The sequence below is a fragment of the Pseudomonas sp. NC02 genome (genome assembly GCF_002874965.1).
Lineage (GTDB): Bacteria > Pseudomonadota > Gammaproteobacteria > Pseudomonadales > Pseudomonadaceae > Aquipseudomonas.
On sequence record NZ_CP025624.1, the window covers coordinates 2929041 to 2954527 of the forward strand.

The following is a 25487-nucleotide window of genomic DNA, read 5'->3' on the forward strand; positions in this document are numbered from 1 at the left end:
GGAGTGTGAGCCCAAGGGCTACGAAGTGAACGAGGAGGGTGGTCAGTGGCGGCTGCTGTTCCATGTGGGGGCTTCCTTGGGGCTTGGGAAGCAAAAGTATGCTGAGCGGCCGGGCACCGAAACAGACGCCGCCAGCTATTTCAGTGATAAGCAAAACGAAGGCCCACCCACTCCCGTGCGCATGGAGCGTGAGCGCCGCGCGATCACTTAAGCCTGGGCGGTGCATTTCATCATGAGTGGAACTTGTGATCATCTAAAATAAAATGAGTTTGTCTCACTATCACTCGATCCCGACAATGGCTCCCATACAAACACATTGGAGCTTTACGTCATGGCTGTTGCCCATTCCCTTGGATTCCCGCGCATTGGTCGCGATCGTGAACTGAAAAAAGCGCAGGAAGCGTTTTGGAAGGGCGAGCTCGACGAAGCCGGCCTGCGCGCCGTAGGTCGTGAACTGCGCAAGACGCACTGGGACCTGCAAAAGAAAGCCGGCATCGAACTGTTGCCCGCCGGTGACTTCGCCTGGTACGACCAGGTACTGACTCACTCGCTGATGTTCGGTGTGATCCCCGAGCGTTTCCGCCCGGCCGACGGCAAAGCCACCCTGCACACCCTGTTCGGCATGGCCCGTGGCGTCAGTGACAACTGCTGCGGCGGTGCCCACGCCCAGGAAATGACCAAGTGGTTCGACACCAACTATCACTACCTGGTCCCTGAATTCAGCGCCGACCAGCAATTCCAGCTGGGTTGGGAGCAACTGTTCGAAGAGGTCAAGGAAGCCCGCGACCTCGGCCACACCGTCAAGCCGGTGGTCATCGGCCCGCTGACCTACCTGTGGCTGGGCAAGGCCAAGGGTGGTGATTTCGACAAACTCGACCTGCTGGACCGCCTCCTGCCGCTGTACGGCCAGATCTTCCAGCGCCTGGCGGACCTGGGCGTGGAGTGGGTGCAGATCGACGAGCCGATCCTGGTGCTGGACCTGCCGCAGGATTGGAAAAACGCCTTCGAGCGTGCCTACAACCTGATCCAGCGCGACCCGCTGAAGAAGCTGGTGGCCACCTATTTTGGCGGCCTGGAAGAGAACCTCGGCCTGGCAGCCAACCTGCCGGTGGACGGCCTGCACATCGACCTGGTGCGTGCACCGGATCAGTACCCGACCATCCTCGATCGCCTGCCGGCTTATAAGGTGCTGTCCCTGGGCGTGGTCAACGGCCGTAACGTATGGCGCTGCGACCTGGAAAAAGCCCTGGCCACCTTGCAGCATGCTCATGAGCGCCTGGGGGATCGCCTGTGGGTGGCGCCATCCTGCTCGTTGCTGCACAGCCCGGTAGACCTGGGCCGTGAAGACAAGCTGGATGCCGAGCTGAAAAGCTGGCTGGCGTTTGCCGTGCAGAAGTGCGAAGAGGTGGCGGTGCTGGCCCAGGCCGTGAACCAGCCTGAAGCGTCGAACGTGATCGCTGCCCTGGCCGAAAGCCATGCCGTGCAGGCGGCCCGTGCCGCTTCGCCGCGTATCCACAAGCCGGCGGTGCAAGCCCGTGTGGCGGCGATCACCGCCAAGGACAGCCAGCGTGACTCGCTGTTTGCCCAACGTATCGAGAAACAGCGTGCCGGCCTGAACCTGCCGCTGTTCCCGACCACCACCATCGGTTCGTTCCCGCAAACTGCCTCGATCCGCCTGGCTCGCCAGTCCTACAAGGCCGGCAAGTTGAGCGAAGCCGAATACGTCGAAGCCATGCACAGCGAGATCCGCCACGCTGTCGAAGTGCAGGAAAACCTTGGCCTGGACGTGCTGGTGCATGGTGAAGCCGAGCGTAACGACATGGTCGAATACTTCGCCGAACAGTTGGACGGTTTTGTATTTACCCGCTTCGGCTGGGTGCAGAGCTACGGTTCCCGTTGTGTGAAACCGGCGGTGATTTTCGGTGACCTGAGTCGTCCGAAAGCCATGACCGTGGAGTGGATCCGCTACGCCCAGGGCCTTACCAACAAGGTGATGAAGGGCATGCTGACCGGCCCGGTGACCATGCTGATGTGGTCGTTCCCCCGTGAAGACGTGAGCCGCGAAGAACAGGCGCGGCAACTCGCCCTGGCGATTCGTGACGAAGTGGTGGACCTGGAAGCCGCCGGGATCAAGATCGTGCAGATCGACGAAGCCGCGTTCCGCGAAGGCTTGCCGTTGCGCCGGGCGCAGTGGAAGGAATACCTGGACTGGGCCACCGAAGTCTTCCGCCTGTGCGCCTCCGGTGTGCGCGACGAAACCCAGATCCACACCCACATGTGCTACAGCGAATTCAACGATGTGATCGAGTCTATCGCGGCGATGGATGCCGACGTGATCACCATCGAAACCTCGCGCTCGGACATGGAGCTGCTGGAGGCATTCGAAGCCTTCGCCTACCCGAACGACATTGGCCCTGGTGTGTACGACATCCACTCGCCACGGGTGCCGGATGCCTCGGAAATGGCCAACCTGCTGCGCAAGGCAGCCAAACGCATCCCGGCCGAACGCCTGTGGGTCAACCCGGATTGCGGCCTGAAAACCCGTGGCTGGCCGGAGACTGAAGCGGCACTGATTCACATGGTGACTGCGGCGCGTCAACTACGGGCCGAACTGGCCTGATCCAACACCCGGAATCATACGCCGGGTGAAGCTCAAAAATGTGGGAGCGGGCTTGCTCGCGAATACGGAGTATCAGCCGCTGGAGATGTCGACTGACCCACCGCATTCGCGAGCAAGCCCGCTCCCACATTGGGTCGCCGGCGTTATCAAAATCATGAAATTGCCAGCATTACCCCGCGCAGACTAGAATGCGATCAATTCTTAATTACGCTTGGGCCCCACCGCCCGGCGCGCCCCGGTGATCGGCATGTCGTCTCCCCTCAATCTGCATATCCAGGACCTGTACTGCGAACACCATGGATGGTTGCACCGTTGGCTGGACCGCAAGCTGGGCAACGCCAGCGATGCCGCGGACCTGGCCCATGACACGTTCATGCGCCTGCTCACCCGGCAAACCACCGGCAACCTGGGCGCCGAGCCACGGGCATTGCTGACCCATATCGCCAAGGGCCTGATGATCGACAGCTGGCGCCGCCAGGAAGTGGAACGCGCCTACCTGGAAACCATCGCCCACCTGCCCGAACAGCATGTACCTTCGCCGGAAACCCGCTGGCTGATCCTCGAAGCGCTGTACCGCATTGAGGCGATGTTGCGGGATCTGCCGGAAAAAACCCGCCAGGCCTTCCTGATGTCGCAGATCGACGGCCTGACCTATCAGCAGATTGCCGATGCCCTGGGTGTGTCGCTGATTTCGGTCAAACGCCACATGCGCGATGCCTTCCTGGCCTGCCTGAGCGTGGCATGAGCCAGTCGATTGATCCGCTGATCCTCGGTGAAGCCGCCGACTGGATGGTGCAGTTGCAGTCCGGCAGCGCCACCGATGAGGACCGCCGCGCCATCGCCCAGTGGCAGGGCCGCAGCGCCCAGCATGCCCAGGCCTGGCAACGGGCGCAGGCTATTCTGGGGGACTTCAACAGCGTGCCGGTGGCGATTGCCGGCGATACCTTGAAGCGCATCGGGCGCAAAAAATCCCTCGGCCGACGCCAGGCGCTCGGGTTGTTGCTGGCGGCCGGCCCGGCGGCCTGGCTGGCGTATCGGCAGGTGCCGTGGCAGCAGTGGACCGCCGACCAGCACACGGCCATCGGCGAACAAAGGAACCTCACCTTGCCCGACGGCACACGCTTGCTGATCAACACCGGCAGCTCGCTGAATATCGCGTTCTCCGAGCAGGTGCGGCGTATCGAGCTGCTCAAGGGCGAAGTGCTGATCATCACCGCCAAGGATTCGGCCCATCGCCCGTTCATCGTCCAGACCCGCCACGGTACCGCCAGGGCCTTGGGCACCCGATTCAGTGTACGGGTGGGTGGGCAGGCAAGCCGAGTGGCCGTGACCGAAGGCGCGGTGGAGTTGCTGGCGGCGCATGCCGGCCAGGGGGTGATCGTCAAGGCGGGCGAGCAGGGCGCCTTCAGTGTTGACCGGGTAGCCGCCGTCGAGCCGCTGGACGTCAGCACCCTGACCTGGGAGAACGGCATGCTGCTGGCCCAGCATATGCGCCTGGCGGACCTGCTGGATGAGCTGGGGCGTTATCGCGCCGGCGTATTGCGCTGCCATGCCTCGGTTGCCGACCTCACGGTGTCGGGTGCGTTTCCCCTGCGCGACACCGATGCCAGCCTGCACCTGTTGCAGGAAACCTTGCCGGTCAAGGTCAGCAGCCTGACGGGGTATTGGGTGACGGTCGAGCCGCGCTGATCTTTTTCAACTTTCGCTGATACCTTTTTCGTTGTCGCCCGGTGTAGGGGAGAACCCTCAACATTGCTCCGCGCCGACAGGAATGCCCATGACCGCCAGACCGCTCCCGTACTGCCCCCGTCCGTTGAAGGCACTGAGCCTGGCGGTCGCCCTTGCCGCCGTCGCACCGTTGCAGAACGCCCAGGCAGAAGACGCTGCGCCAAGTAGTGCGGCGCGTAGCTATAACATCGCGGCGGGGCCGCTGGGGAATGTGCTGGCGCAGTTTGCGGCGTTGTCCGGGGTGCCGTTGTCGTTCGATTCGACGTTGCTCAACGATCAACAAAGCCCGGGGCTGCAAGGCAGCTACAGCGCACAATCGGGTTTTGCCCAGTTGCTGCAAGGCAGCGGCTACACCCTGCAAGGCACCGGCACCAACGGTTATACCGTGGTGCCCCAGGCCAGCGGCGGTGCGTTGGAGTTGGGCGCCACCACCATCAGCGGTGAAGCGAGCGGGGCGCAGGCAGACACGTATGCCGGTGGCCAGGTGGCACGTTCTGCACGCCTGGGCGTGTTGGGCAATCGGTCCATCAACGACGTGCCATTCAGCGTGGTCAGCTACACCTCGAAAACCATCGCCGACCAACAAGCGCGAACCGTCGGCGACGTTTTGCTCAACGACGCGTCGGTGCGCCAGTCGTCCGGGTTTGGCAACTTCTCCCAGGTGTTCACCATTCGCGGGCTGCCGCTGAGCACCGATGACATCGCATTCAACGGCCTGTACGGCGTGCTGCCCCGGCAGATCATCACTACCGAAGCCCTGGAACGGGTGGAGTTGTTCAAGGGCCCGAATGCCTTCGTCAACGGCGTGTCGCCCTCGGGCAGCGGGATCGGCGGCAGCGTCAACCTGGTGCCCAAGCGCGCTGAAGACACGCCCACCCGCAGCGTCACCCTCGATTACGCCAGCGACAGCCAGGCCGGCGGCCACATCGACCTCGGCCAACGCTTTGGCGAAGACAACCGCTTTGGTGCCCGGGTCAACCTGGCGCGGCACGGCGGCGAAACCGCTGTGGATGACGAAAACAAAAGCTCGCAGTTGATCGCCGTCGCCCTGGATTATCGCGGCGAGCGCTTGCGGGTCTCCACCGACTTTGGCTACCAGAAAGAACGCATCAATAACGGCCGCTCGGTGGTCTACCTGACCGGCACCAAAGTCCCCAGCCCGCCGTCGGCCAAGGACAACTACGCCCAGGACTGGAGCTGGTCGCAGCTGGAAGACACCTACGGCATGGTCAACGCCGAGTATGACTTGAACGATAACTGGACGGCCTACGCGGCAGGTGGCGCCAAGCACACTCGGGAGAACGGTCAGTATTCGTCGCTGTATGTCGCCAACGATGGCAGCGCCAAGGTGGGCTTCCTCTATTCACCCCATGACGAAGACAACAAAAGCGCCATGGCCGGCTTGAACGGGCACTTTGCGACGGGGCCGGTGACCCATCAGATGAACTTCGGGCTGTCGGGGATCTGGGGCGAGCAGCGCTCGTCCTACGAGGCGATCCTGCAAGCCAACCGCCAGCCCGGCAACCTGTACGACCCGACGCAAACGCCGCGACCTACCAACACCTATTTCGGCAGTGATATTCACGACCCACGGGTTGTCGGCAAGAACCGCATCAAGAGTGCGGCGGTGTCCGACACCCTGGGCTTTTTGGATGATCGGGTGCTGTTGACCCTGGGCGTGCGGCGCCAGACCATCGAGGTGGACAGTTGGAACACGGCCACGGGGGCACGGGGTACACCGTACTCCGAGTCCATCACCACACCGGTCTATGGCCTGGTGATCAAACCATGGGAGCACGTGTCGTTCTACGCCAACCGTATCGAAGGCCTGGCCCAGGGCCCGACGGCGCCACTCACGAACGTGACCAACCCCGGCGAAGTCTTCCCGCCCAAGCGCAGCAAGCAGACGGAAGCCGGGGTGAAGCTGGACTGGGAAAACTATGGCGCCACGCTGGGTGTGTACCGCATCGAACAGCCGAACAACGCGACCACCCGGTTTCCGGGCCAGAAGTTCGACACCTTCACTGTCGACGGTGAACAGATCAACAAAGGCGTGGAACTCAACGTGTTCGGCGAGCCCATCGACGGCCTGCGCCTGCTGGCCGGTGCCACCTGGATGGACACCGAACAGAAGAGCACTTCCAACGGCGCCACCGACGGCAACCGCGCCGCGGGTGTGCCGCGCTTCCAGTACAACGTCGGTGCGGATTGGGATGTGCCGGGCATCCAGGGTGCGGCGGTCAGCGCACGGATGCTGCGCACCGGTGGCGAATACGTCAACGCCGCCAACAGCCTGAGTATCCCGGCCTGGACCCGCGTCGACCTGGGGGCGCGTTATGGCTTCAAGGCGGATGACAAATACATCACCCTGCGCGCCAACGTCGAAAACGTAGCGAACAAGGCGTACTGGTCGTCGGCGTCGACGGCCAATAACTACCTGACCCAGGGTGAGCCGCGGACAGTGAAATTGTCGGCGACGGTGGATTTCTGAGCCTGGGAAAACCTATCGGGTGAATGAACAACCCGTGGCGAGGGAGCTTGCTCCCGCTGGGCTGCGAAGCTGCCCCAAAAAAAGGACACGGTGTTCTTTCAGGTGGCTCTCGATTGCCTTATTGGGGCCGCTTCGCGACCCAGCGGGAGCAAGCTCCCTCGCCACAACAAGGCTGAATGTCCCTCGGTCAACCCGCGTTCACTTCAATCCGGTCAAAGCCCTTGAGGCGATACAGCATCACCGAGATCGCCCAACTGGCCACGAAGATCCCGATGATCATGTAGCCCAGCATCCCGAAACTGTCGTTCAGCGAGCCGATAAAACTCCAGAACGATCCCTTCAGGTCCAACTGGTCACCCATCAACCCCAACGCCTCGATACTGCCGATCACCACCGCAACCACCACCGATACCAGGGTGATGGTCATGTTGTAGTAGATCTTGCGGATCGGCTTCATGTACGCCCAGCCGTATGCCCCCAGCATCAGGTGACCGTCCAGCGTGTCCACCAGGGACATGCCGGCGCTGAACAGCAGCGGGAACACCATGATCGCCCACGGCGACAGCCCTTGAGAGGCCTGGGTCGCAGAAATCCCCAACAGGCCGATCTCGGTGGCCGTATCAAAGCCCAGGCCGAACAGGAAACCCAACGGGTACATATGCCAGCTGCGGCTGATCAGGCGAAACACCGGGCGGAAAATCCGCGCCATGAAACCCCGATCCGCCAGCAGCAGGTCGAAGTCGTCCTCCACATACGCACCGCCCTGGCGCACATGGCGCCAGGCCTTGTAGATCGCGTGCAGGATCACCAGGTTCATCAAGGCGATGACCAGCAGGAACGAGGCCGAGACCGACGTGCCGATCACCCCGCCGATGGCCTTGAACCCTTCAAACCGCGCCTGCATCACCGAGGCCGCAAACGCGACGCCAATGGATGCCAGGACCACCACCGAAGAATGTCCCAGGGAGAAAAAGAAGCCCACCGCCACCGGACGTTTCTTTTCCTGCATCAGCTTGCGGGTCACGTTGTCGATGGCGGCGATATGGTCGGCATCCACCGCATGCCGCAGCCCGAAACCGTAGGCCAGGAGCGCGGTGCCGAGCAGCACCGGGTGCTCATGGAACGCCACCAGCGCCCAGATCCAGGCGACCACGTTAATGCCGATCAACAAGCCGTAGATGCCAAACAGCTTGGCGCGAACCCGGGTGCTGGAGTCACTGAAAATCTGGGCAAGGCGTAGGATCATCAACACTACCTGTGTGCGGTGGAAACATTCAGACACGTTCCGAAACTTTATAGATTTTGTTTAGAGTGATGATGAAATTTGTGGAGTGAGTGAGGAGAGGATTGTGACGACGATCGAAAATGCAGCAATGGCGGTTATTGAGTTCTGGAAACAGGCGGGGCCCAAGCTGTGGTTTGCCAAGGATGAAGGGTTTGACCGGCGTTTTCGCGAGGCTTTCTACACCACGCATTTGCAGGCGGCCCGGCGCGAACTGGAGAGCTGGATGCAAACGCCGGAGGGCGCGCTGGCGTTGCTGTTGCTGCTGGACCAGTTCCCGCGCAATACCTTCCGTGGCACGGCGCATATGTTCGCCACCGACCCGCTGGCGCGTTTGTACGCGCGGCAGATGGTCGAGGCGGGGATGGACAAGTCGATCGAAACCCCGTTGCGGGCGTTTTGTTATTTGCCCTTCGAGCATTCTGAAGATCCCGGGGATCAACAGCTGTCGGTGGCCCTGAACAAGGACCTTGATGCCAATACCTACCGCTGGGCCAAGGAGCACGCCCGCATCATCGAGCGGTTCGGACGCTTTCCTCATCGTAATGAGGTGTTGGCCAGGGTCACGACAGAGGAGGAGCGGGCGTTCCTGGAAGACGGTGGCTTTTCGGGCTAGGCCTCGGGTTCAGCCACTAAGTCTCTGACGCCCGCCTGGCGAAAACGCCGCACCCCCTTGAGATCAATCGCCCAGCGCAACGCTTCAGTCGCCGACGGACGTTCGCCTTGGGTAATCGCCGCGTCATCGGTGGTCAGTTTATTCAGGTAGCCCTTGGCGCCGCCGCGTTCGCTCCAGTAATGGGTGTGGCTGAGCCAGGAGCTGGCGAGCCAGCCTTTCCATTTGCCCACGCTGACCGGCAGGTCCAGTACGCCGGGGCCCATCACCGGGCTGACCGGGCCGCCGACGATGTCGCCAAACAGGCCCAGGGGCGCGGGGAAGTAGAGGTTGGTCCAACGGGTCACGGCGAAGGCCGCGGCATGGTGCAAATACAGGGGTGAAAATGGGCGACCGCCCACGGTGACGGGCAGCCGGCCGCTGTAGCCGTAGCCCTTATCGTCGAGCGTCGGCGGGCAGGCGGGGGCTTCGCGGCGTTCGATGCGGCGCTTGAAGTCGCTCACGCTGCGGCCCAGCAACAGGCTGGCGTGGGCCATCGGGCTGCCGAGGGTGACGAGGTCGGTGATGCGCCACGGGTTGCCGAGGTTGCGTTGTTCGATAAAGGCTTCGGCTTGCTGTTCGCGGAACCTGAGGAGGCTTTGCAGGCGGCCGTCGAGGGCGTTTCCAGCCTTTGGCAGCGTGTCCTGGACCACCGGTTGCAATCGCTCGTGGTTGGCGTAGCGGGCGGCGAGTTCCGGGCCGCCGGGGCGTAACTGATCGTGATGCTCGTGCCACAGGTAGCCGACGATGTCGTAGGCAATCACGCTGCCCAAACTGTGGCCGACGACGATGATGCGGTCGTAATCACCCTTGTCATGCAGGGCGCGCAGCAGGTCGACGCCATCGGCGCGGATCTGTTCGCGCACCACCACGTTCTGCGGGTTGGGGCTCAGGTAGCGGGCGGCATCGCCAAGGTATGACAGTGCCGAGTACTTCAGGGCCAGGCCGATCACCGCCAGCAGCACCGGGATCAGGGCGAAGGGGTTGTCGCTGTGGGGGAATCGGCCATACAGCGTCGCCAGGGTTCCGCTGACCAGCAGCACGAGCAGGGCCAGCAAGGCCCAGCGCGTGGCGCGCCAGATCGGCACGATGGCCGTCGGGATATCCCGGCGCGGGCGCTTGAAAATGTCCCATAGCCAACTGAGCAGGTGCCCGACCTTGGTGCCCTGCATCTTGTGGGCCCAGTAGTACTCGTAGAAATCGGTGGTGTTGCGACCCGCCGACTTCAACACGCGCAAATCGAAGTTGCGCGAAAACCGGTCGGGTTTGCTCCAGTAGAAAGGCGTCGCCTCGGGGGTGTCCGCCGGGATCGCCGCTTCGACGAAGCCACGCAGGGTATCCATCGGGCGCTGCTCGCCGATTCCGTGGATGACGATAACCGCTTGTTTCATCTAGTGATCGTTCCTTGATCCGCTTTTCGGGGCGTTACGGGTGGGGTTCAAGGGGCCATAGTATTGCCATTATCGATGGTATTCCAGCCAGGAATGCCCCCATAAAAACCGCGCATTTCATTTGCGCGGCGCGATCTCGTAGTGTGGTGCTCCCACCAAGGAGATGTCGCCGTGAACCATCGCCCGCTGAGCCTGTACGTTGACGCCCATTTCACCAGTCCCTACGCGATGTCGGCGTTTGTGACCCTGCGGGAAAAGGGCCTTGAATTTGAACTGCTCACGTTGAACCTCGACACGGCCGAGAACCAGACTGACGCGTACACGCACTTGTCGCTGACGGGGCGCGTGCCGACCCTGGTGCAGGGTGAGTTTGCGCTGTCCGAGTCATCGGCGATTACCGAGTACCTGGAGGATGTGTTCCCGCAGGTGCCGGTGTACCCGGCCGAACCCCGCCAGCGGGCGAGAGCGCGGCAGGTACAGGCGTGGTTGCGCAGTGACTTGATGCCGATTCGGCAGGAACGCTCGACCCTGGTGGTGTTTTACGGGCTCAAGGGCGAACCGCTGTCGCCGGTTGCTGAAGCAGCGGCCCACACGCTGATCAACGCGGCGCAGGCGCTGTTGGCCGACGGCCGCGACTACCTGTTCGGCGCGTGGTCGATTGCCGACGTGGACCTGGCCGTGATGCTCAACCGGCTGATCCTCAACGGTGACAGCGTGCCCGCCAACCTGGTGGCGTACGCCCAGCGCCAATGGCAACGGCCTTCGGTCCAGGAATGGGTCAAGCAGGCACGACCGTCGCTGTAGTCACCTCCTCAATTACTAAGTGAATCCTGATCCATGAATATACTGTCGAGTGACTCCCGCCTGCCGTTGTACCAGCGTTTTCGGGATCATCTGATTGAGCAGATTGCCAATAATCACTGGCGTGCCGGTGCGGCTATTCCCCCTGAAGCGGTGTTGTCCACCCAGTACCAGCTGTCTACCGGCACCGTGCGTAAAGCGATCGAGGCGTTGGTGGGCGAGGGCATTCTGGAGCGCCAGCAGGGCCGTGGTACGTTTGTGCGCCGCCCGAAGTTTCAGTCGTCGTTGTTCCGGTGTTTCCGCTTCCAGGGCCCGGGCGGTGAATGCCAGCTGCCGCAGAGCCGGATCCTGTCCGTCAAGCCGGTGAAGGCGCCGTTGTCGGTGAGCGAGGTGCTGGGGCTGGCAGCGGATGCGCCGGTAATCTGCATCGTGCGGGTACACGTGCTGGACACCGGGCCAGTGCTGGCCGAGGAAATCTGGCTGCCGCGCGAGCGGTTCCAGGCGCTGCTGGACGTGGATCTGACCCGGCAGGGATTGCTGTTGTACCCCACTTACGAAGAAGTCTGCGGGCAAGTAGTCGCTTCTGCCGAGGAAGCCCTCACCGCCGAGTCCATCGATGACGTGTGGGCCCGCTGGTTGCAGGTGCCGGTGGGCAGCCCGGTGATGGTGATCGAGCGGCTGGCCCGGGATTACGCCGGCCAACCCCTGGAGTTGCGACGCGGCCGTGGCCACGCCGAACATTTCCGTTATCGCGTGGATATACGCTGAGCTTGAGGCGCGGTGCTATTCGGCTTTGAGCAGCACCAGCCAGCTTTGCACCACCCGGCGGTCAAGGTCTTCCCAGTCGGCCATGCCCAGCACCCGGGTGGTGTTCAAGCCGCGCAAGTAGCCACGCAGTTGCTGGGCAATCGCGTAGACCGCTTCCGGTTCGGCGGCGTTGTCCAGCAGCACTTCCTCATAGTCGACCAGGTAATCGGCAACCCGCTCGCGAAACTCCGGAAGCACAGCTTCACGGATGCGATCGAAGGTTTTCTGGTGGGGCTTCATAGGCGTTCCTTATCATTTTGTGTGAGGCTGCCTGCACGACACTATTGCTCTAGATAATAGTCACCATCAAGTATTGCGAGTTCTGTTTTTCTGAAAAAGGAGGACAATTGCCATCATTGAACATGATGTGCAAGGACCCTGCGATGAGGACTTTTACCGGTTTGGCCCTGGTGGCGCTGCTGATGAGCACAATGGTTGGCTCTGCGTCGGCCGGGGGGCTTCAAGCCAGCCACCTGGCGCCAATCGTCGCCAGCCCGGTCGGGTTGCAGCATTCGCAATCGGTCGGCGTGCTCTACAGCGACAACACCGTTGACAACCTTGAGTACCTGGCGCGCTACCACGCCATGGCGGTCAATGGTGCCAAGGGCCAGCTGGACGAGCAGATTCGCCAGGCCTTCGTCGACAGTTCCGACCCGGACCTGGCGATTGACTGGCTGATGGCTTCGTTGCGGCACACCTTTGCCTCGGTCACCCGTTACGACAACCTTGATGCGCTGTTGCAGGCGCACCCGGATGTGGTGGTGATGCTCGATACCTACAACCAATTGCTGACCCAGCGTAACGACCTGGTGGAAGCGCGGTTTGTTGCCAAGTTCTATGACCTTGACCTGCAATACATCGCCAAAGCCGAGGGTTCGATGCAAATGCACTTGCCTAATGTGTGGGTACATGACAAAACGGCGCCCCAGATCGCTGCACAGATTGGGCAGCAGCGCGATGTTCAGTTGAACGCATTAAAGCAGTTCGATGCCTCGCTCAAGGCGTTGGTCGCTGCCGGTTAGCCCACTTCGTTTATTTTTCAGGAATTTTTATGCGCGTGTTGTTAGTGCCAGCGATGGCTTCTGCTTCTTTATTGATGACGGGCTGTGCATCCGCCCCCAATGCCCCAACCCTTACCCTGCAAACCGCCAAGGACCCTGAAGCCTACGTGCAGTGCGTGGTGCCCAAGTTCGAGAAAAACGGCATGACCTCCACGGTCACGCAGAATTCGCGGCATGCCCGGATCGTGGTGAGCAGCAAGATCGCCGCGGACAACATCCTCGAAGTCTACAAGTCCCAGGACGGCGGCAAGGTGTTCCTGTACGAGCGCAAGCCGTTGGCATCGACGTTCAAGCCGTCGCGGTTCGAGCATGCGGCGCAGGATTGCCTGTAATCGACGAGCGAGGATCTGATGTGGGAGCTGTCGAGCTTAAGCGAGGCTGCGATGGCATCGCTGCGGTATGACAGTGACACCGAGGTGATCCCATCGCAGCCTCGCTTAAGCTCGACAGCTCCCACAGTTGGTCTTCATTGTCTGAGTAAATGATTCAGCTCGGCTTTGGCTCGCTGCTGAACGTATCGACCGCTTTCACCAACCCCTTGGCCGCCAACGCCACCAACTCACCGCCTTTTTGCGGGGTGGCCAGCGCCGGGTCTGAACCCATGCGCCCATCCGGGAATCGCGCGCGGAAGTCGCGGGCTTCGCGGATCGGGCCGGTGTTGGCGATTTGCGGCGAGTAGTCAGCCGACTTGATCGCATCCGGGTAGGCCCATTGGGTCACGGCAATCTCCGACGGCGTGGCATGGCTGCCATGGCCCACCGGGAACTGCTGGTGCGCCAGCTCGTTCACGCCTTCCAGGTCCCACCAGTTGCACAGTTTCAGCGCATAACCCGACGGGCGCCCGCTGAAGCTGGCTTCGGCATACAGCTCGGAGAACGCCGCTTCGATCGAGGCAATATTGCCGCCGTGGCCATTGAGAAACAGGATCTTCTCGAAACCATGGCCTGCCAACGAGCGTACCCAATCACCAATCGCCGCGATAAAGGTCGAAGGGCGCAGGGAAATGGTGCCCGGGAAGCCCAGGTGATGCTGGGCCATGCCGATATTGAAGGTCGGGCCGATTAGGATGTCGGCGTTCTTCTGCGCTTCATGGGCAATGATTTCCGGGCACATCCAGTCGGTGCCCAACAGGCCGGTGGGGCCGTGTTGTTCGTTGGAGCCGATGGGAATCACGATGCTGCGGCTGCGTTCCAGAAACTGGCCAATCTCGATCCAGGTGGATTGATGTAAAAGCATCTCAGGTTCTCTCTCTCATCAAGCCCAGGAACACGGTGGAGTTCCTGGTGGCGTGAGCCGCATGGTGCACGGCAACAGCGAGAGCATCAACCGCCTTTGACCGTACCGGCACTCGCCATCTGGCGCGGCTTGCAGTTGAGGTAAGCCGAGGACTTCAGCCAGCGCTGGTCGGGGTACCATGAAAACATGAACTGGCCGTCCTTGAGTTTGTCCACCACTTGGCGCGCTACCTGCGGGCGTACGGCGGGGCAGCCCTGGCTGCGGCCGATACGGCCTTCGCGCTTGCTCCACAACGGGCTTACATAGTCGGCGGCATGGATCACGATGGCGCGGTCCCGTGCACGGTCATTGAAACCCGGCTCCAGGCCGTCCATGCGCAGCGAGTAGCCGTGGGCGCCTTCGTAGCTCTCCTGGGTGCGGAACAAGCCAATGCTGGACTGGTAACTGCCTTCACGGTTGGAGAACTGGGTGGCGAAGTTTTCCCCGGATTTTTGTCCGTGGGCCACCAAATCCCGCAGCACTAAAGTCTTCTTGCGCAGGTCGAAGATCCATAGGCGACGAGCGGTCGAAGGTTGGGAATAGTCGATCACCGCCAGCCGGTCGGACTGTTCGATGCCATTGCCCACCGCGCATTGCATGGCGCTCAAGGCTCTTTTCAGTACATCGGGGTTGAGTTCTGGAGCGGCGTGGGCGAGGCTGCTATACAGAGTAAGAGGTTTACCCGTGTCTGCGAGCGCAACGGTGCTCAGCGAGGCAAAGGTCGAGATGATCAGGCCGAGTCGGCAGCAAAAGGTCAGCATGTATAAAGCATCTCCGCCGTGGATGGGAGCTAAGCGATTGTTCAAAAAACACGCATGTTACTTGAGCATTTGCCTGCTCGTTGCACCGCTGGTCGCGACAGCCGAAGACCTGTTGGTGGTGTCGCCGGCCCCGGTGCAATTGGCGCTCTCGCAATTGTCGACCGTTTGCCCAGGCCCGGCCGGGCAGGTCGATGCGCCTTCCCTGACGCGTTTGCAGGCGTTTTATCAGCAGCAGGGCGACGTGGTGCTGTGGTCCGAGGGGGATCGCCGCGCCGCATTGCTAGCCCAACTGCAGTTGCTGGCCGACGATGGCCTGGACCCGACTCACTATAGACTGCCCCCGGCGGATGCCACGGGGAACGTGCTGTGCATCGATATCGGTACCAGCCAGCAGTACCTGCAAGCCCTGCAGGACCTGCATTTCGGCCGCTTGCAGCAGTCGCGCTTCGAGCCCGTCTGGCATTCGCAACCGGCTCCGGACCCCGACACCCAATTGCTGGCCATGGCCGAGGCCGGCATGCAGAACGTCGCCCAAGCCTTCGACCAGGCCCGCCCGAGCGCGCCGCTATACCTTGGCCTGCGCAGTGCCTACGCCGCCTTGCGCCAGCAACCGTTGCAGCATTGGGAAGCCGTGGCCAGCGGCCCGTTGCTGCGCCCGGGCATGGACGATTCGCGGGTGCCGCAACTGGCGCGGCGAATGGTCAATGGCGGCTACCTGAGCGCCACCTCCGCGGGGACGCAATACCGTGGCGAGTTGGTCAACGCGGTCAAGACCTTCCAGCAAAGCCATTCCCTGCAAGCCGACGGCGTGATCGGCCCCGGCACGGTCACCGAGCTGAACATCAGCCCGGCGATTCGCCGCGAACAATTGCGCATCAACCTTGAACGGTTTCGCTGGCTGTCCCGGGACCTGGAACCCGAGGGCGTGCTGGTGAACGTGGCAGCGGCGCAACTGAGCTTCTACCAGGGCGGCGTGCCCGTGTGGCAAACCCGCCTGCAAGTCGGCCGCGCCGACCGCCAGACGCCGCTGCTGAAGTCGCGCATCACCCGGCTGACCCTGAACCCCACCTGGACCATCCCGCCCACCATCATGCGCGAGGACAAGCTGCCGGCGATCCGCCTGAACCCCGAATACCTGCGCCAGCAGAACCTGCAAGTGCTCGACAGCCAGGGCAACCCGCTGGCACCGGAACAGGTCGACTGGTCGCACCCCGGCAACATCCTGCTGCGCCAGGGCGCCGGCCCGCGCAACCCGCTGGGCCGGATCGTGTTGCGCTTTCCCAACCCGTATTCGGTGTACCTGCACGACACACCGAGCCAACCGCTGTTCTCCAAGGGCCCGCGGGCTTTCAGTTCGGGGTGTGTGAGGGTTGAGCAGCCACTGCTGCTGCGGGACTTGCTGGTGAGCCCGGCGGAGAAGATCCGCACCGAAGAACTGCTGGCGACGGAAACCACCCACGAGTTCCGGCTCGCGACGCCGGTACCCGTGTTGTTGGGGTACTGGACGGTGCAGGTCGATGGCAAGGGCGCGTTGCTCTACGCGCCGGACATTTACGGGCGGGACCCGGTGTTGATGAAAGCGATGGAGAGTGCGCTCTAGGCGCTTAGCTGAGCGTTGATCATCGTCAGCGCCTCATGGGGAGACAAGCGCGCCGTATCGACGGTCAATGGCGACTCGACCCATGGCTCATATTCATGGGCCAGGACGGACTGCCAGGTGGGCGGCGTGAGCCCCGGAATATCGCTGGTGCGTGATTCCACGCGACGTTGGTGTTCCGACATGTCGGAGCAAACCACCTGGATATTCACCAGCGGCATACCGGCGCTTAGCGCAGTGTCGCGCCACGCCTGACGACTTTCAGCCACCGGATTTACGCAATCGACGATAACCGTGTGGCCCAGCAACAGGTTGCTCAATGCCAGCGCATTGGCCACCTGGTAACCGCTGCTGCCCACACCTTGCTCCAGGACCCCTGCATCGCGGATGGCCTGCTCGATGGTGTCGATGCGCAGATACACGGCGCCGGATTGGCCGGCAAGGGCCTTGGCAATTGTGGTCTTCCCGGTGCCGGGCAGGCCGCTGAACACAATAAGCATGGTCGATCCTTCGAAGGGGTGAGTCGGCTCAGTCTACCGGGCGACTCACTTCAAATAACAGGCGCTGATCCAGTCCGAAGGCTTGGGCGCGAGTTGTTCGGCCACTGGCAGATACCGGGCGTCCAACTGCGCCGCCAGCCAGTACAGCGTATTGCTGCTTTTCGGGTTCCATTCGCCGCTGTAGCCAGGCTCACCTACGCGGGCCCGGTCCCGGTCGAACTGCACGTGGGTATGCACGAATTCTTCGTGGCTGCGCTGGCCTTTGGCATACGGCGCCAGCCAGTCCAGTGCTTCGCTCAGCGAGCCACCGTGGGGCGCGGTGACGTCCAGCCAGTTGCCGCCAATGCCGTAGGGCTTGGCCGCCAGCGCGGCCTGCACCAGCGGCTCCAGGTCGTAGACCACATAGTGCAGGGCGTCACGGTCCTGGAAGTCGCTCACCGAGCCGTCGGGCAGTACGTTGTCGTTGATCTGTTGCCGGAACAGCTGGAAGGCCTGTTCGAGCATCTCGCGGTCGCCCAGTGCGGCGGCGGCCACCGTGACCAGTTTTACGCGGTGGCTCTGCCAGTTATTGGTGTTGGTGGCTTTCTTTTCGCCGTGGAACTGCTTGATGCGCTCGATATAGCCATTGCCCAGGTTGGTCAGCAGCGCGCGGGTGGCGTCGCGGGTCTGGGGGCGAAGGTCGCTGACGGTAAGGGCGTAGGCGCTGATCAGCATGTCGAGGTTGGTTTCGTCGATCGGGTTGAAGTCCGGCTGGTAGGTGCTGGCCCACGCGCTCAGGTAGTCATCCACTTGCTTGAGGTAGCGCGTGTCACGGCTCAGGCGCCAGGCCAGGGCCGCCTGGCGCATGACTGGCCAATCCTTCTCGGCGGCGATGCTTTGCTCGCGGATGCCGTGGTTCGGCAGGGTACCTTCGGTGTGCAGATGGGGCAGGGCGTCGGGCTGGTCGCCGAGGTGGCGCTGGGCGGCAGCCAGCAGCGATTTGGAGGTCGGATTCGAGGTGGCGGGCTGGCAGGCACTCAGGACCTGGGGCGCGGCAAAGGCGGCGTTGGCGAACGCGGCGAGCAGCGCGGCGAGGGCCACGGTGTGCAGAGGGCGTTGGAGCATGCTGTTCCTCAGGGATGGATTGACCCGATCGGGGCGCAGCCACGCTACCATGCCCGTGATGGGAATTTGATGAAATACCCGCCAGCCCTCTATCCTAGCCCGCCAAGCCCGGTCGAGAACAGGACGCCCCATGACTTTGCAGTTCGTGAAGATGCACGCCCACGGTGATGATTTCATCGTGATCGACCGGCGCGGCCAGGATGACCCGATCACCGCTGAAATCGCCCGCCGCCTGGGTGACCGTCATCGCGGCATCGGCTTCAATCAATTGGCCGTGGTGCTCGACTGCACTGACGCGGCCGCCCGTATCAAATTCTGGAACCCCAACGGCACCCCGCTCGACACCTGCGGCAGCGCCACCCGCGGGGTTGCAGACATGCTGATGCGCGAAGCCGGCACTGCCACCCTCGTGCTGCGAACCAACCGGGGGCTGCTGACGTGCGTGCGCGAATCGGGACAGCGGGTGTCGGTGGACATGGGGCTGCCTTCATTGGGCTGGGAAAAAATTCCGCTGGCGCAGGCGATGGACACCGAACGCTTGCCGCTGGAGGGCGACCCGGCGGCGTGCAGCATGGGCAACCCGCATTGCACCTTCTTTGTCGACGACCTGGCGGCGGTCGATATCGCGACGCTTGGGCCGTCGTTGGAAACCCACCCGCTGTTCCCCAACAAGACCAACGTGCATTTCGTGCAAGTGCTGGATCGCAGCCATATCCGCCTGCGCATCTGGGAGCGGGGCGGCGGCATCCCGCAGGGCTCGGGCTCGTGCTGTTGTGGCGCGGTGGTCAACGGGATTCGTCGTGGGCTGCTGGATGACACCGTCGACGTGCAATGCGATGGCGGTACCGTGACGGTGCATTGGGATGGGCGTGGCGGCGTGGTGTTGACGGGGTCAGTCCAAACCGTTGTTCACGGCACTGTGGCTGCCGCGCTCATGGGTGGCGCAATGGAAAGTGCACACTGAAGGTAGTGCCCCGGTCCGGGCTTGAGCTCACCGAAACACCTCCATCATGGGCCTTGGCAATTTCCCGCACGATAAACAGCCCCAGGCCAACGCTACGCACCTCACTGTCCTGCTCCGTGCCTCGGGTCATGGGCTCAAACAAGCCGGCCATCAACGCTTCGGGAATCGCCGGGCCGTGGTTGTGCACCGAGAGCCGGCTCTCTTGTGCGTCCTGGTGCGAGGTGACGGTAATCGGCTGTTGCAGGTCGCCGTACGCCACGCTGTTGGCCACCAGGTTGCCGATGATTTGTTGTATGCGGTCGGCATCCAGGAACGTGCGGGCGCTGCCCGTGGCGTGATGTTCGAGGGTCGCCGTGGGGAACGCCACTTGCAACTCGTCGAGACTGTCACGGGTGACGGCGTGCAGGTCGAGTGCTACGGGATTGATGCTGATGCCCTGGCCGACTCTGGCCTGGGTGAAGTCCAGCAAGTCGGCGATCATCCGCTGCGCCCGTTCGGTGGACAGGCCGATATGCCCCAGGAGTTGGCGCTCCTTGGGGCTGCGCTCGCCACGGGCGAGGAACTCCGAGGCCATCTTGATCGCGGTAAGCGGGTTCTTCAGGTCATGGCTGACAATCGCGACCATCTGCTCGGCAAACAGCGCCCGGCGCTGGGCGATTTCATAGGCGCTGCTCAGTTCGGCCTGGGCCTGATGCAGCGCGACTTCAGCGGCGGTCTTTTCCTGCAGCAAGGCTTCAGCCAGTTTGCGGGCGTTGAGCAGTTCGCGCTCGTACTTGTCGCGGTCGGTGGTGCCGAAAAGGGCCAGTTCGTTGTAGGCAATACCGGCATGTTCGTGCCTGACGCCGTTGAGCAATACCGTGACGGTGCGCCGGTCACGGTGCAGCAGGTCGAGTTTCACTTCGGCGATGGAGCCTTGCATTTTCATCAGCGGCGCCAAGTGCGTCTGATGGAAGATCCGCCCGCCCATCGTCAGCAGGTCCTGGAACCGTCGTTCTTTCAACTCATCGACGCTGAAGCCGGTCCAGTCGCTGAAGCACTGGTTGGCCTGCACGATGGTGCCGTCTTCCCGGGTGACTACCAAGGCGCAGGGCGCACCGTCGAACAAACGTTGAGAGTCCGGCAACGACAGGTTATCGGCTGGCATCGGCACCCACCCATGGCAACAGGAAACTGTCCATGGCCGCTGAACAGGCGCCGGGTGCGCTCATGTGCGGGCAATGCCCCACGTTATCGACCAGGCAGTACGTGCTGGCGGGCAACGCCGCGTGCAGGTATTCACCCACGCAGACCGGTGCGATCAAGTCGTCGGTGGATTGCAGAATCAGGGTGGGGGTCATCAGGCCGGCGATGTCCTGGCGGTTGTCCGACAGGAACGTCACCCGTGCGAAGCGCTTGGCGATGTCGGGCTCGGTGCGGCAGAAGCTGTTGGTCAGTTCTTCGCCGAGGGCCGGTTGCCCAGGCGCGCCCATGATCACCGGGGCCATGGTGCTGGACCAGCCGAGGTAATTGCTGTCGAGGGTATCGAGCAACGAATGGATATCGTCGAGGGTGAACCCGCCCGTGTAGTCACCGGAATCGATATAGCAGGGCGAAGGACCGATCATCACATGGGCGGCGATTTTTCCGGGGGCCTGGCGATCGGCCAGGGCGCCGATCATGGCGCTGACGGAGTGCCCCACCAGCACCACCGGGCCCACGGCGTATTCATCAACAATCTCGCCCAAGTCATGGGCGTAGCCGGCGAGTGAGCTGTATTTTTCGCTGTCGTACGCGCCTAGGTCGGACTGGCCAGCCCCCACCAGGTCATACAGCACCACACGGAAACGCCCGGTGAAGTGAGGAAACAGATAATTCCACATGGTCTGATCACACCCGAAGCCATGGGAGAAAACCAGGGTCGAGGGACCGCTGCCATACACCCTGACGTTGTTGCGCTGCTGAAGGTCCATGGCGTTCTCGTGTAGGGCGTGTGTGGGGGTGGCGTAAGTCTAGATAGTCGGTGGCGTCGGGTCACCTGTTTATAGCGTCGATAGGGTAAAGTCGGCCGATTCAGGATGAAACTTCAGGTAACAAAACATGATGGTGTTCCTACGGCAATGTGTCTTGGGCTTGCTACTGATCGTTTCCGGCTCGCAGGTGTGGGCCGATACCGTTCCCCCGGCGCCGGTCACGGTTGCGCTGGACCAGCGCGTGATCGACCTGACCCAAACCCTCGACGCTGCCACTCAATCGCGTATGACCACGCAACTCGCCGGTCTGGAACAACGCAAGGGCGCACAGGTGGCGGTGATGCTGCTGCCGAGCACCCAGGGCGTTGGCATTGAGGACTTCGCCAACCAACTGTTCCGTGCCTGGAAACTGGGGCGCAAGGACGTCAACGACGGCATCCTGCTGCTGGTGGCGAAGGACGATCGCAAGGTTAGGATCGAAGTCGGTTACGGCCTGGAAGGCGTGGTCACCGACCTGCTGGCCCACCGCATCATCGAGGAACACATCACCCCGGCGTTTCGCCAGGGCGATTACGCAGGCGGCGTGCAGCAAGCAGTGGACGACCTGACACTGTTGGTGGACGGGGGCAATTTGCCCGAGGTGGCCAAGGCCGGTTTCCCGCCTGAAGCGTATGCGGTGCTCCTCGCGTTCATTTTCGGCGGGGTGGTCGGGGTATTGATGGGCGCCGAAAAACTCCCTTGGCGCCGGGGCCTGATGGCGGTGGTCGGTGTCACCGTGGTGCTGGTCGCGGTTGCGGGCGGCAAGGACTGGCCGGTCTATTTGCTGTTGCTGCCCCTGTGCATGCTGATCGGTGGCGCTACTTTCGGCGCGTTGTGGCAGGCGAGGGCGGCGTTTTACACCGTGCTGGTGCTGTTGGGCTACATCGCCGGCGTGCTGCTGACCGATAACTTCGTGCGCGAGATATCCCTTATTCACTGGCTGGCTTATCCATTCGCAGGGTTGCTGGTCCTGGGCCTGTATCTCGGCCTGTTCCTGGTGATGAAGAGCATGTGGAAAGAGAGCCAGGGTGGCTTTATCGCGCGGCTGGTGGCGGTGCTGGTGGTGTACGGGATCGTGGGGGCATTGATTGACAAGGGCGCCACGGGATGGCTGCTGGCGTTTCCCTTCGCTTCGTTCGCGGCGCTGTTCATCTTTGCCCACGGTATCAGCGGCGGGTCGGGGTCGGGGTCGGGTGGGGGCTCCAGCTCCTCCGGTTCGAGTTCCAGTTCCAGCAGCAGCTCTTCGGGGGGTGGCGGTTCCAGCGGTGGGGGTGGGGCGTCGGGGAGTTGGTAAGACTCCCCCGGAAGCTAGGCGGGCTTGTAGGCAATCCAGCCCTTGAAACTGAAGCTCGCGTAGAACAGTTCCACACCTTCGAAGCCTGCCTCCCGTAGCAGCGCTTCATCGTCGTTGGGTGACAGCACCGGCAAGTGGCTGCTGATGGCGGTAATCGCCCGCTGCGCATCTTCAGCCGGTACGCCGGAATCCACCGCATAGGCCGCATAACGCTTCAGCCAGCGCGCTTTTTCCTCTGGCGAGGATTGGGGGAAGCTGTGATGCGCCGCAATCAAAGGCGCGCCCGGCGACAAGCGCCGCCACAGCTCTTTCAGGGTTTGCAGACGCTCTTCGGCCGGGATGAAGTGCAAGGTCAGCAAGGACGTGGCGGCATCGAACGGCCCCTCGGGCGCGGTATCGATATAGCCTTCATGTAACTGCACCCGGGCCATCAGCGGACCCAAGGTGGCCTCGGCCAGCTTCAGCATCTCGGCAGACGGGTCCACCCCCACAAACTGCCACTCGGGCTGACTGTCGGCAAACTTCTTCAACTCCAGCCCACCGCCTGCGCCGAGTACCAATACCTTGCCGGTGGCCGAGACGCTTTCGCGCAATAGCAGCGTGGTCATGCGCTGCAGGGACTCGAAACCCGGCACCAGCCTCACCGGGCCTTCGGCGTAGCGGGCGACAGCGTCGGGGTCTGAAAACCAGGTCATTGCTGGCTCCTGTTGGCGGGGGAAGCGACAACCCTACTGGGGCAAATTCAGGCTGGCAATTGAAGAGATGTGCAGTTGTGTTAAAACGTTGCCTTTGCTGATTTTGAGAGTACCCCTCGAATGCTTCCCGACATGCTTATCCGCGATGCACGGCCTGAAGACGCGTTATGCGTTGGTGTGCTGGGCATGCAGGTTTTTCTCGATACTTACGCCACCGAAGGCATTCGCGACTCAATCGCCGCCGAGGCGCTGCAAGCGTTTTCGCCCCAGACGATTTCCGCGCTGATCGCCCAGCCGGGCACGGCCATCATCGTCGCTGAATCCAACGGGCATCTGGTGGGGTTTGCCCAGGTGGCGATGGATACCGGCCATGCGCTGATCTCAACCCCGAAGGCGGCGGAGTTGCAGCGGCTCTACATCCAGGAACGGTTTACCGGGCTCGGACTCGGCTACCGTTTGCTGCAAGCGGCTGAACAGCGCGCAGGGCAGGGTGGCGCTTCTTTGTTGTGGGCGACGGTGTGGGTCGGCAACGAGCGGGCGCTGGGTTTTTATCCGCGTCGTGGTTATGAGCTACTGGGGGCGCCTACGTATACGTTCCAGAATGAAACCCATGAAAATCGGCTGTTTGGTAAAAGACTTCAGTCTTAACGCGTGAGCAATTGCACTTAAGAAAATCGAAATAATGTCGATATGATGTCATCGCTCACAAGGACCGTTTATCCGATGAAAGTGTTAAAGCTCGCCGTTGCCTGTGTATTCCCGCTGCTCGGCGCCTGTTCCGACTACCACTACAAGAACTACCAAGGCGATTGGGCCCCGGAAAAATGCAACCGGTCGACCTCTCCGACAACCACCCGAATGCAGCGCTGGTGTACTTCGAAACGTTCCGGGTACGTGAACTGGGCGTGCCGTTTCACCGCTTGGTGTTGGCCACGGAAGTAGACGGCGTTGCGCTCCCGGGCGCCGGTCGACGTTCAATCCTTGATGTGTCCGGTGAACAGGCGCTCAAGTTGGCTCCGGGCAAGCATTCATTGCGCTGGTGCAACGTGTCGATGAACGCCTTGGGCACCGGCGGCGCCTTCTGCAACAAAGGCGCCGATGATGTGGTGTTTGCCGGGGGCCAGCGGTATGTCGTGACCTTCCGCATGACCGCCAGCACCAAGGGCTACCCGGGTGCCTACAGCGTGGAGTACCGCACGTACTCGACGATCAAGAACCTGGATACTCAGGAAGTCATTTTTCCGTTGGAAGGACAGGGTGATGGCTGAGCGCCTCGCACTGGAGAAGTTGGCTTATCTGGAGTTCCTGCGCCTTCTTGAGGCGAGTCATTTTGAATCGCAGCGCACCGGCCAAGCGTTCTACAACCACTTCGACTTGCACCGGCTTTCGGATCAACAAGCGCTAGCTGGGTTGTATGCGGCGGATGGGCGTCAGGCGATAAAGCTGATTGAGCGTATGTTCGACATCGAGTGAAGTAAGTTCCTCAGAGCATTTTGCTCAGGAACACCCGGCTGCTGCCTTCCGGGTCGCACGGGATTTCACCAAACCGCACCCAGCCATTCTTCTCGTAAAACTCCGGGGCCTGGAAACTGAGGGTGTACAGCATCGCCGAGCGGCAGCCACGATGACGGGCTTCGTCTTCGAATGCTTTCAGCAGCGTTGTGCCCAGGCATGAGCCACGCAGGGCCTCGGGCAGATAAAACAGGTCGAGAAAGGCCATGCCGAGGCTGGTTTTTCCGGTGATGCCGCCGAGGGTTTCACCGGTGTCGGGATCCTTGATCAGCACCGTCAACGGACGTCGGTCATTGGACCCGGTGACGTGCTCGTTGAAGGCGGCGAGGCCGCTGCCCAGGAGCTGCTCGGCTTTGGCGTCTGGCTGGTCGCCGACCTCAATCAGATGCGGCTTCATAGATCCATCACCATCTCATGCCACGCCATCCCGCCATGGTCCGACGCCGACGGCTGCACATAGCGATAGCCCATGCGCTTATACAGCTCCACATGGCGGTCCTTGCACATCAGGTGAATGGTCTTCTTGCCCATCGCCTGCATGCGCTGCACGAACTCCGTCATCAAGCGCGTGGAGTAGCCCTTGCCTTGCTGGGTGGGATCCACCACCACCGACATGATCACCACATTCGGCGCATCGGCTGAATGCCCGACCAACTCCTTGAAGGCCTCATCCGACATCACCACTTCATCGGCGCAACCGCAGTTGATGAAACCGACCACAACGCCATCCGCCTCCAGGATCAGAAAGCCTTGCGGGTACAGCGCAATGCGCGTGGCGATTTTTTCCAGGGTCGCTGCTTCGTCGCCTTCGTAGGCGGTGATTTCGATCTCGTAGCAACGGTTGGCGTCTGCGGGGTTGGCGTTACGGAAGGTGAGGGCGGGCATTGGGTTACCGGAGAAGTTGAACGACGGCCCCCATAATAAAGAAAGAACACCCCGACAGCACCGCCGAACACAAAACCCA

General features: G+C 62.1%; 27 protein-coding genes. 15 read left to right on the forward strand and 12 right to left on the reverse strand.

Features of this window, described 5'->3' with window-relative positions; translation table 11 throughout:
* Positions 1 to 331 precede the first annotated feature (331 nt).
* From metE to C0058_RS13885, 4 genes are all read left to right on the forward strand, one after another.
* Positions 332 to 2620, forward strand: coding sequence for a 5-methyltetrahydropteroyltriglutamate--homocysteine S-methyltransferase (gene metE / locus C0058_RS13870; protein ID WP_102368830.1), 2289 nt, complete (start codon positions 332 to 334; stop codon positions 2618 to 2620).
* A gap of 247 nt (positions 2621 to 2867) precedes the next feature.
* Entirely contained in the window at positions 2868 to 3365 is a 498-nt protein-coding gene (locus C0058_RS13875) for a sigma-70 family RNA polymerase sigma factor (protein ID WP_102370256.1), read from the forward strand.
* On the forward strand, positions 3362 to 4309 hold the full coding sequence (locus tag C0058_RS13880; RefSeq protein WP_102368831.1) for a FecR domain-containing protein: 948 nt from the start codon (positions 3362 to 3364) through the stop codon (positions 4307 to 4309). The genes C0058_RS13875 and C0058_RS13880 overlap by 4 nt, the downstream gene beginning before the upstream one ends.
* Before the next feature lie 88 nt (positions 4310 to 4397).
* Entirely contained in the window at positions 4398 to 6839 is a 2442-nt protein-coding gene (locus C0058_RS13885; protein WP_102368832.1) for a TonB-dependent receptor, read from the forward strand.
* A gap of 187 nt (positions 6840 to 7026) precedes the next feature.
* On the opposite strand, the gene C0058_RS13895 is transcribed toward C0058_RS13885, so the two are convergent.
* A complete protein-coding gene (locus C0058_RS13895; RefSeq protein ID WP_003210212.1) occupies positions 7027 to 8085 on the reverse strand; it encodes a HoxN/HupN/NixA family nickel/cobalt transporter in 1059 nt (352 codons plus the stop codon).
* 127 nt (positions 8086 to 8212) lie between these two features.
* Between C0058_RS13895 and C0058_RS13900 the strand changes: the two genes are divergently transcribed.
* Positions 8213 to 8737: a DUF924 family protein gene (locus tag C0058_RS13900; RefSeq protein WP_008435398.1), complete on the forward strand. Its 525-nt coding sequence runs from the start codon at positions 8213 to 8215 to the stop codon at positions 8735 to 8737.
* Here the strand turns inward: C0058_RS13900 and C0058_RS13905 are convergent.
* Positions 8734 to 10164, reverse strand: a complete 1431-nt coding sequence (locus tag C0058_RS13905; RefSeq protein WP_102368833.1) for a hypothetical protein — start codon at positions 10162 to 10164, stop codon at positions 8734 to 8736. The genes C0058_RS13900 and C0058_RS13905 overlap by 4 nt on opposite strands.
* A gap of 171 nt (positions 10165 to 10335) precedes the next feature.
* Between C0058_RS13905 and yfcF the strand changes: the two genes are divergently transcribed.
* Together yfcF and C0058_RS13915 are read left to right on the forward strand one after the other, a co-directional pair.
* Positions 10336 to 10968 carry a glutathione transferase gene (yfcF, locus tag C0058_RS13910; protein ID WP_102368834.1) on the forward strand — a complete coding sequence of 211 codons (633 nt, stop codon included), beginning with the start codon at positions 10336 to 10338 and terminating at the stop codon, positions 10966 to 10968.
* Between the two features lie 33 nt (positions 10969 to 11001).
* Complete coding sequence (locus C0058_RS13915; RefSeq protein ID WP_003210205.1) at positions 11002 to 11733, forward strand: GntR family transcriptional regulator; 732 nt, start codon at positions 11002 to 11004, stop codon at positions 11731 to 11733.
* Positions 11734 to 11748: 15 nt separating this feature from the next.
* Here C0058_RS13915 and C0058_RS13920 read toward each other — a convergent pair whose 3' ends face one another.
* The gene (locus C0058_RS13920) at positions 11749 to 12012 is read right to left on the reverse strand and encodes a hypothetical protein (RefSeq protein WP_102368835.1); all 264 of its coding nucleotides are present in this window, start codon (positions 12010 to 12012) and stop codon (positions 11749 to 11751) included.
* Between the two features lie 143 nt (positions 12013 to 12155).
* On the opposite strand from C0058_RS13920, the gene C0058_RS13925 reads away from it, so the two are divergent.
* Both C0058_RS13925 and C0058_RS13930 read left to right on the forward strand, forming a co-directional pair.
* Positions 12156 to 12794 carry an ATPase gene (locus tag C0058_RS13925; RefSeq protein WP_102368836.1) on the forward strand — a complete coding sequence of 213 codons (639 nt, stop codon included), beginning with the start codon at positions 12156 to 12158 and terminating at the stop codon, positions 12792 to 12794.
* Positions 12795 to 12823: 29 nt separating this feature from the next.
* The gene (locus tag C0058_RS13930) at positions 12824 to 13165 is read left to right on the forward strand and encodes a hypothetical protein (RefSeq protein WP_003210199.1); all 342 of its coding nucleotides are present in this window, start codon (positions 12824 to 12826) and stop codon (positions 13163 to 13165) included.
* A 154-nt stretch (positions 13166 to 13319) separates the two neighbouring features.
* Here the strand turns inward: C0058_RS13930 and C0058_RS13935 are convergent, their stop codons facing one another.
* Entirely contained in the window at positions 13320 to 14069 is a 750-nt protein-coding gene (locus C0058_RS13935; RefSeq protein ID WP_102368837.1) for a creatininase family protein, read from the reverse strand.
* A gap of 86 nt (positions 14070 to 14155) precedes the next feature.
* The gene (locus C0058_RS13940) at positions 14156 to 14869 is read right to left on the reverse strand and encodes a murein L,D-transpeptidase catalytic domain family protein (protein ID WP_023658766.1); all 714 of its coding nucleotides are present in this window, start codon (positions 14867 to 14869) and stop codon (positions 14156 to 14158) included.
* A gap of 37 nt (positions 14870 to 14906) precedes the next feature.
* On the opposite strand from C0058_RS13940, the gene C0058_RS13945 reads away from it, so the two are divergent.
* Positions 14907 to 16469 carry a murein L,D-transpeptidase gene (locus tag C0058_RS13945; RefSeq protein WP_102368838.1) on the forward strand — a complete coding sequence of 521 codons (1563 nt, stop codon included), beginning with the start codon at positions 14907 to 14909 and terminating at the stop codon, positions 16467 to 16469.
* Here the strand turns inward: C0058_RS13945 and C0058_RS13950 are convergent.
* Positions 16466 to 16966, reverse strand: a complete 501-nt coding sequence (locus C0058_RS13950; protein WP_003210190.1) for an AAA family ATPase — start codon at positions 16964 to 16966, stop codon at positions 16466 to 16468. The genes C0058_RS13945 and C0058_RS13950 overlap by 4 nt on opposite strands.
* Positions 16967 to 17011: 45 nt before the next feature.
* Positions 17012 to 18070, reverse strand: coding sequence for an alginate lyase family protein (locus C0058_RS13955; RefSeq protein WP_102368839.1), 1059 nt, complete (start codon positions 18068 to 18070; stop codon positions 17012 to 17014).
* 130 nt (positions 18071 to 18200) lie between these two features.
* Here C0058_RS13955 and dapF point away from each other — a divergent pair, with 130 nt between their 5' ends.
* Positions 18201 to 19034 carry a diaminopimelate epimerase gene (gene dapF, locus C0058_RS13960; protein WP_102368840.1) on the forward strand — a complete coding sequence of 278 codons (834 nt, stop codon included), beginning with the start codon at positions 18201 to 18203 and terminating at the stop codon, positions 19032 to 19034.
* On the opposite strand, the gene C0058_RS13965 is transcribed toward dapF, so the two are convergent.
* On the reverse strand, positions 19003 to 20178 hold the full coding sequence (locus C0058_RS13965) for a PAS domain-containing sensor histidine kinase (protein WP_102368841.1): 1176 nt from the start codon (positions 20176 to 20178) through the stop codon (positions 19003 to 19005). The genes dapF and C0058_RS13965 overlap by 32 nt on opposite strands.
* Positions 20165 to 20983 (reverse strand): alpha/beta fold hydrolase, encoded by an 819-nt coding sequence (locus C0058_RS13970; RefSeq protein WP_102368842.1) that lies wholly within the window; start codon positions 20981 to 20983, stop codon positions 20165 to 20167. Before C0058_RS13970 ends, C0058_RS13965 begins: the two co-directional genes overlap by 14 nt.
* A 127-nt stretch (positions 20984 to 21110) precedes the next feature.
* On the opposite strand from C0058_RS13970, the gene C0058_RS13975 reads away from it, so the two are divergent.
* A complete protein-coding gene (locus C0058_RS13975) occupies positions 21111 to 22316 on the forward strand; it encodes a YgcG family protein (RefSeq protein WP_102368843.1) in 1206 nt (401 codons plus the stop codon).
* Between the two features lie 14 nt (positions 22317 to 22330).
* On the opposite strand, the gene C0058_RS13980 is transcribed toward C0058_RS13975, so the two are convergent.
* Positions 22331 to 23011 carry a class I SAM-dependent methyltransferase gene (locus C0058_RS13980; protein ID WP_102368844.1) on the reverse strand — a complete coding sequence of 227 codons (681 nt, stop codon included), beginning with the start codon at positions 23009 to 23011 and terminating at the stop codon, positions 22331 to 22333.
* Positions 23012 to 23131: 120 nt separating this feature from the next.
* Here C0058_RS13980 and C0058_RS13985 point away from each other — a divergent pair, with 120 nt between their 5' ends.
* The 3 genes from C0058_RS13985 (at position 23132) to C0058_RS13995 (ending at position 24484) form a co-directional block, all read left to right on the forward strand.
* Complete coding sequence (locus C0058_RS13985) at positions 23132 to 23659, forward strand: GNAT family N-acetyltransferase (protein ID WP_174717781.1); 528 nt, start codon at positions 23132 to 23134, stop codon at positions 23657 to 23659.
* Positions 23660 to 23835: 176 nt separating this feature from the next.
* Positions 23836 to 24279, forward strand: coding sequence for a hypothetical protein (locus tag C0058_RS13990; RefSeq protein ID WP_256579592.1), 444 nt, complete (start codon positions 23836 to 23838; stop codon positions 24277 to 24279).
* Positions 24272 to 24484 (forward strand): hypothetical protein, encoded by a 213-nt coding sequence (locus C0058_RS13995; protein WP_087692434.1) that lies wholly within the window; start codon positions 24272 to 24274, stop codon positions 24482 to 24484. Before C0058_RS13990 ends, C0058_RS13995 begins: the two co-directional genes overlap by 8 nt.
* Positions 24485 to 24494: 10 nt before the next feature.
* Here the strand turns inward: C0058_RS13995 and C0058_RS14000 are convergent, their stop codons facing one another.
* Both C0058_RS14000 and C0058_RS14005 read right to left on the reverse strand, forming a co-directional pair.
* Positions 24495 to 24920 (reverse strand): N-acetyltransferase, encoded by a 426-nt coding sequence (locus C0058_RS14000; protein WP_102368845.1) that lies wholly within the window; start codon positions 24918 to 24920, stop codon positions 24495 to 24497.
* On the reverse strand, positions 24917 to 25408 hold the full coding sequence (locus C0058_RS14005; protein ID WP_087692432.1) for a GNAT family N-acetyltransferase: 492 nt from the start codon (positions 25406 to 25408) through the stop codon (positions 24917 to 24919). The genes C0058_RS14000 and C0058_RS14005 overlap by 4 nt, the downstream gene beginning before the upstream one ends.
* Between the last annotated feature and the right edge of the window lie 79 nt (positions 25409 to 25487).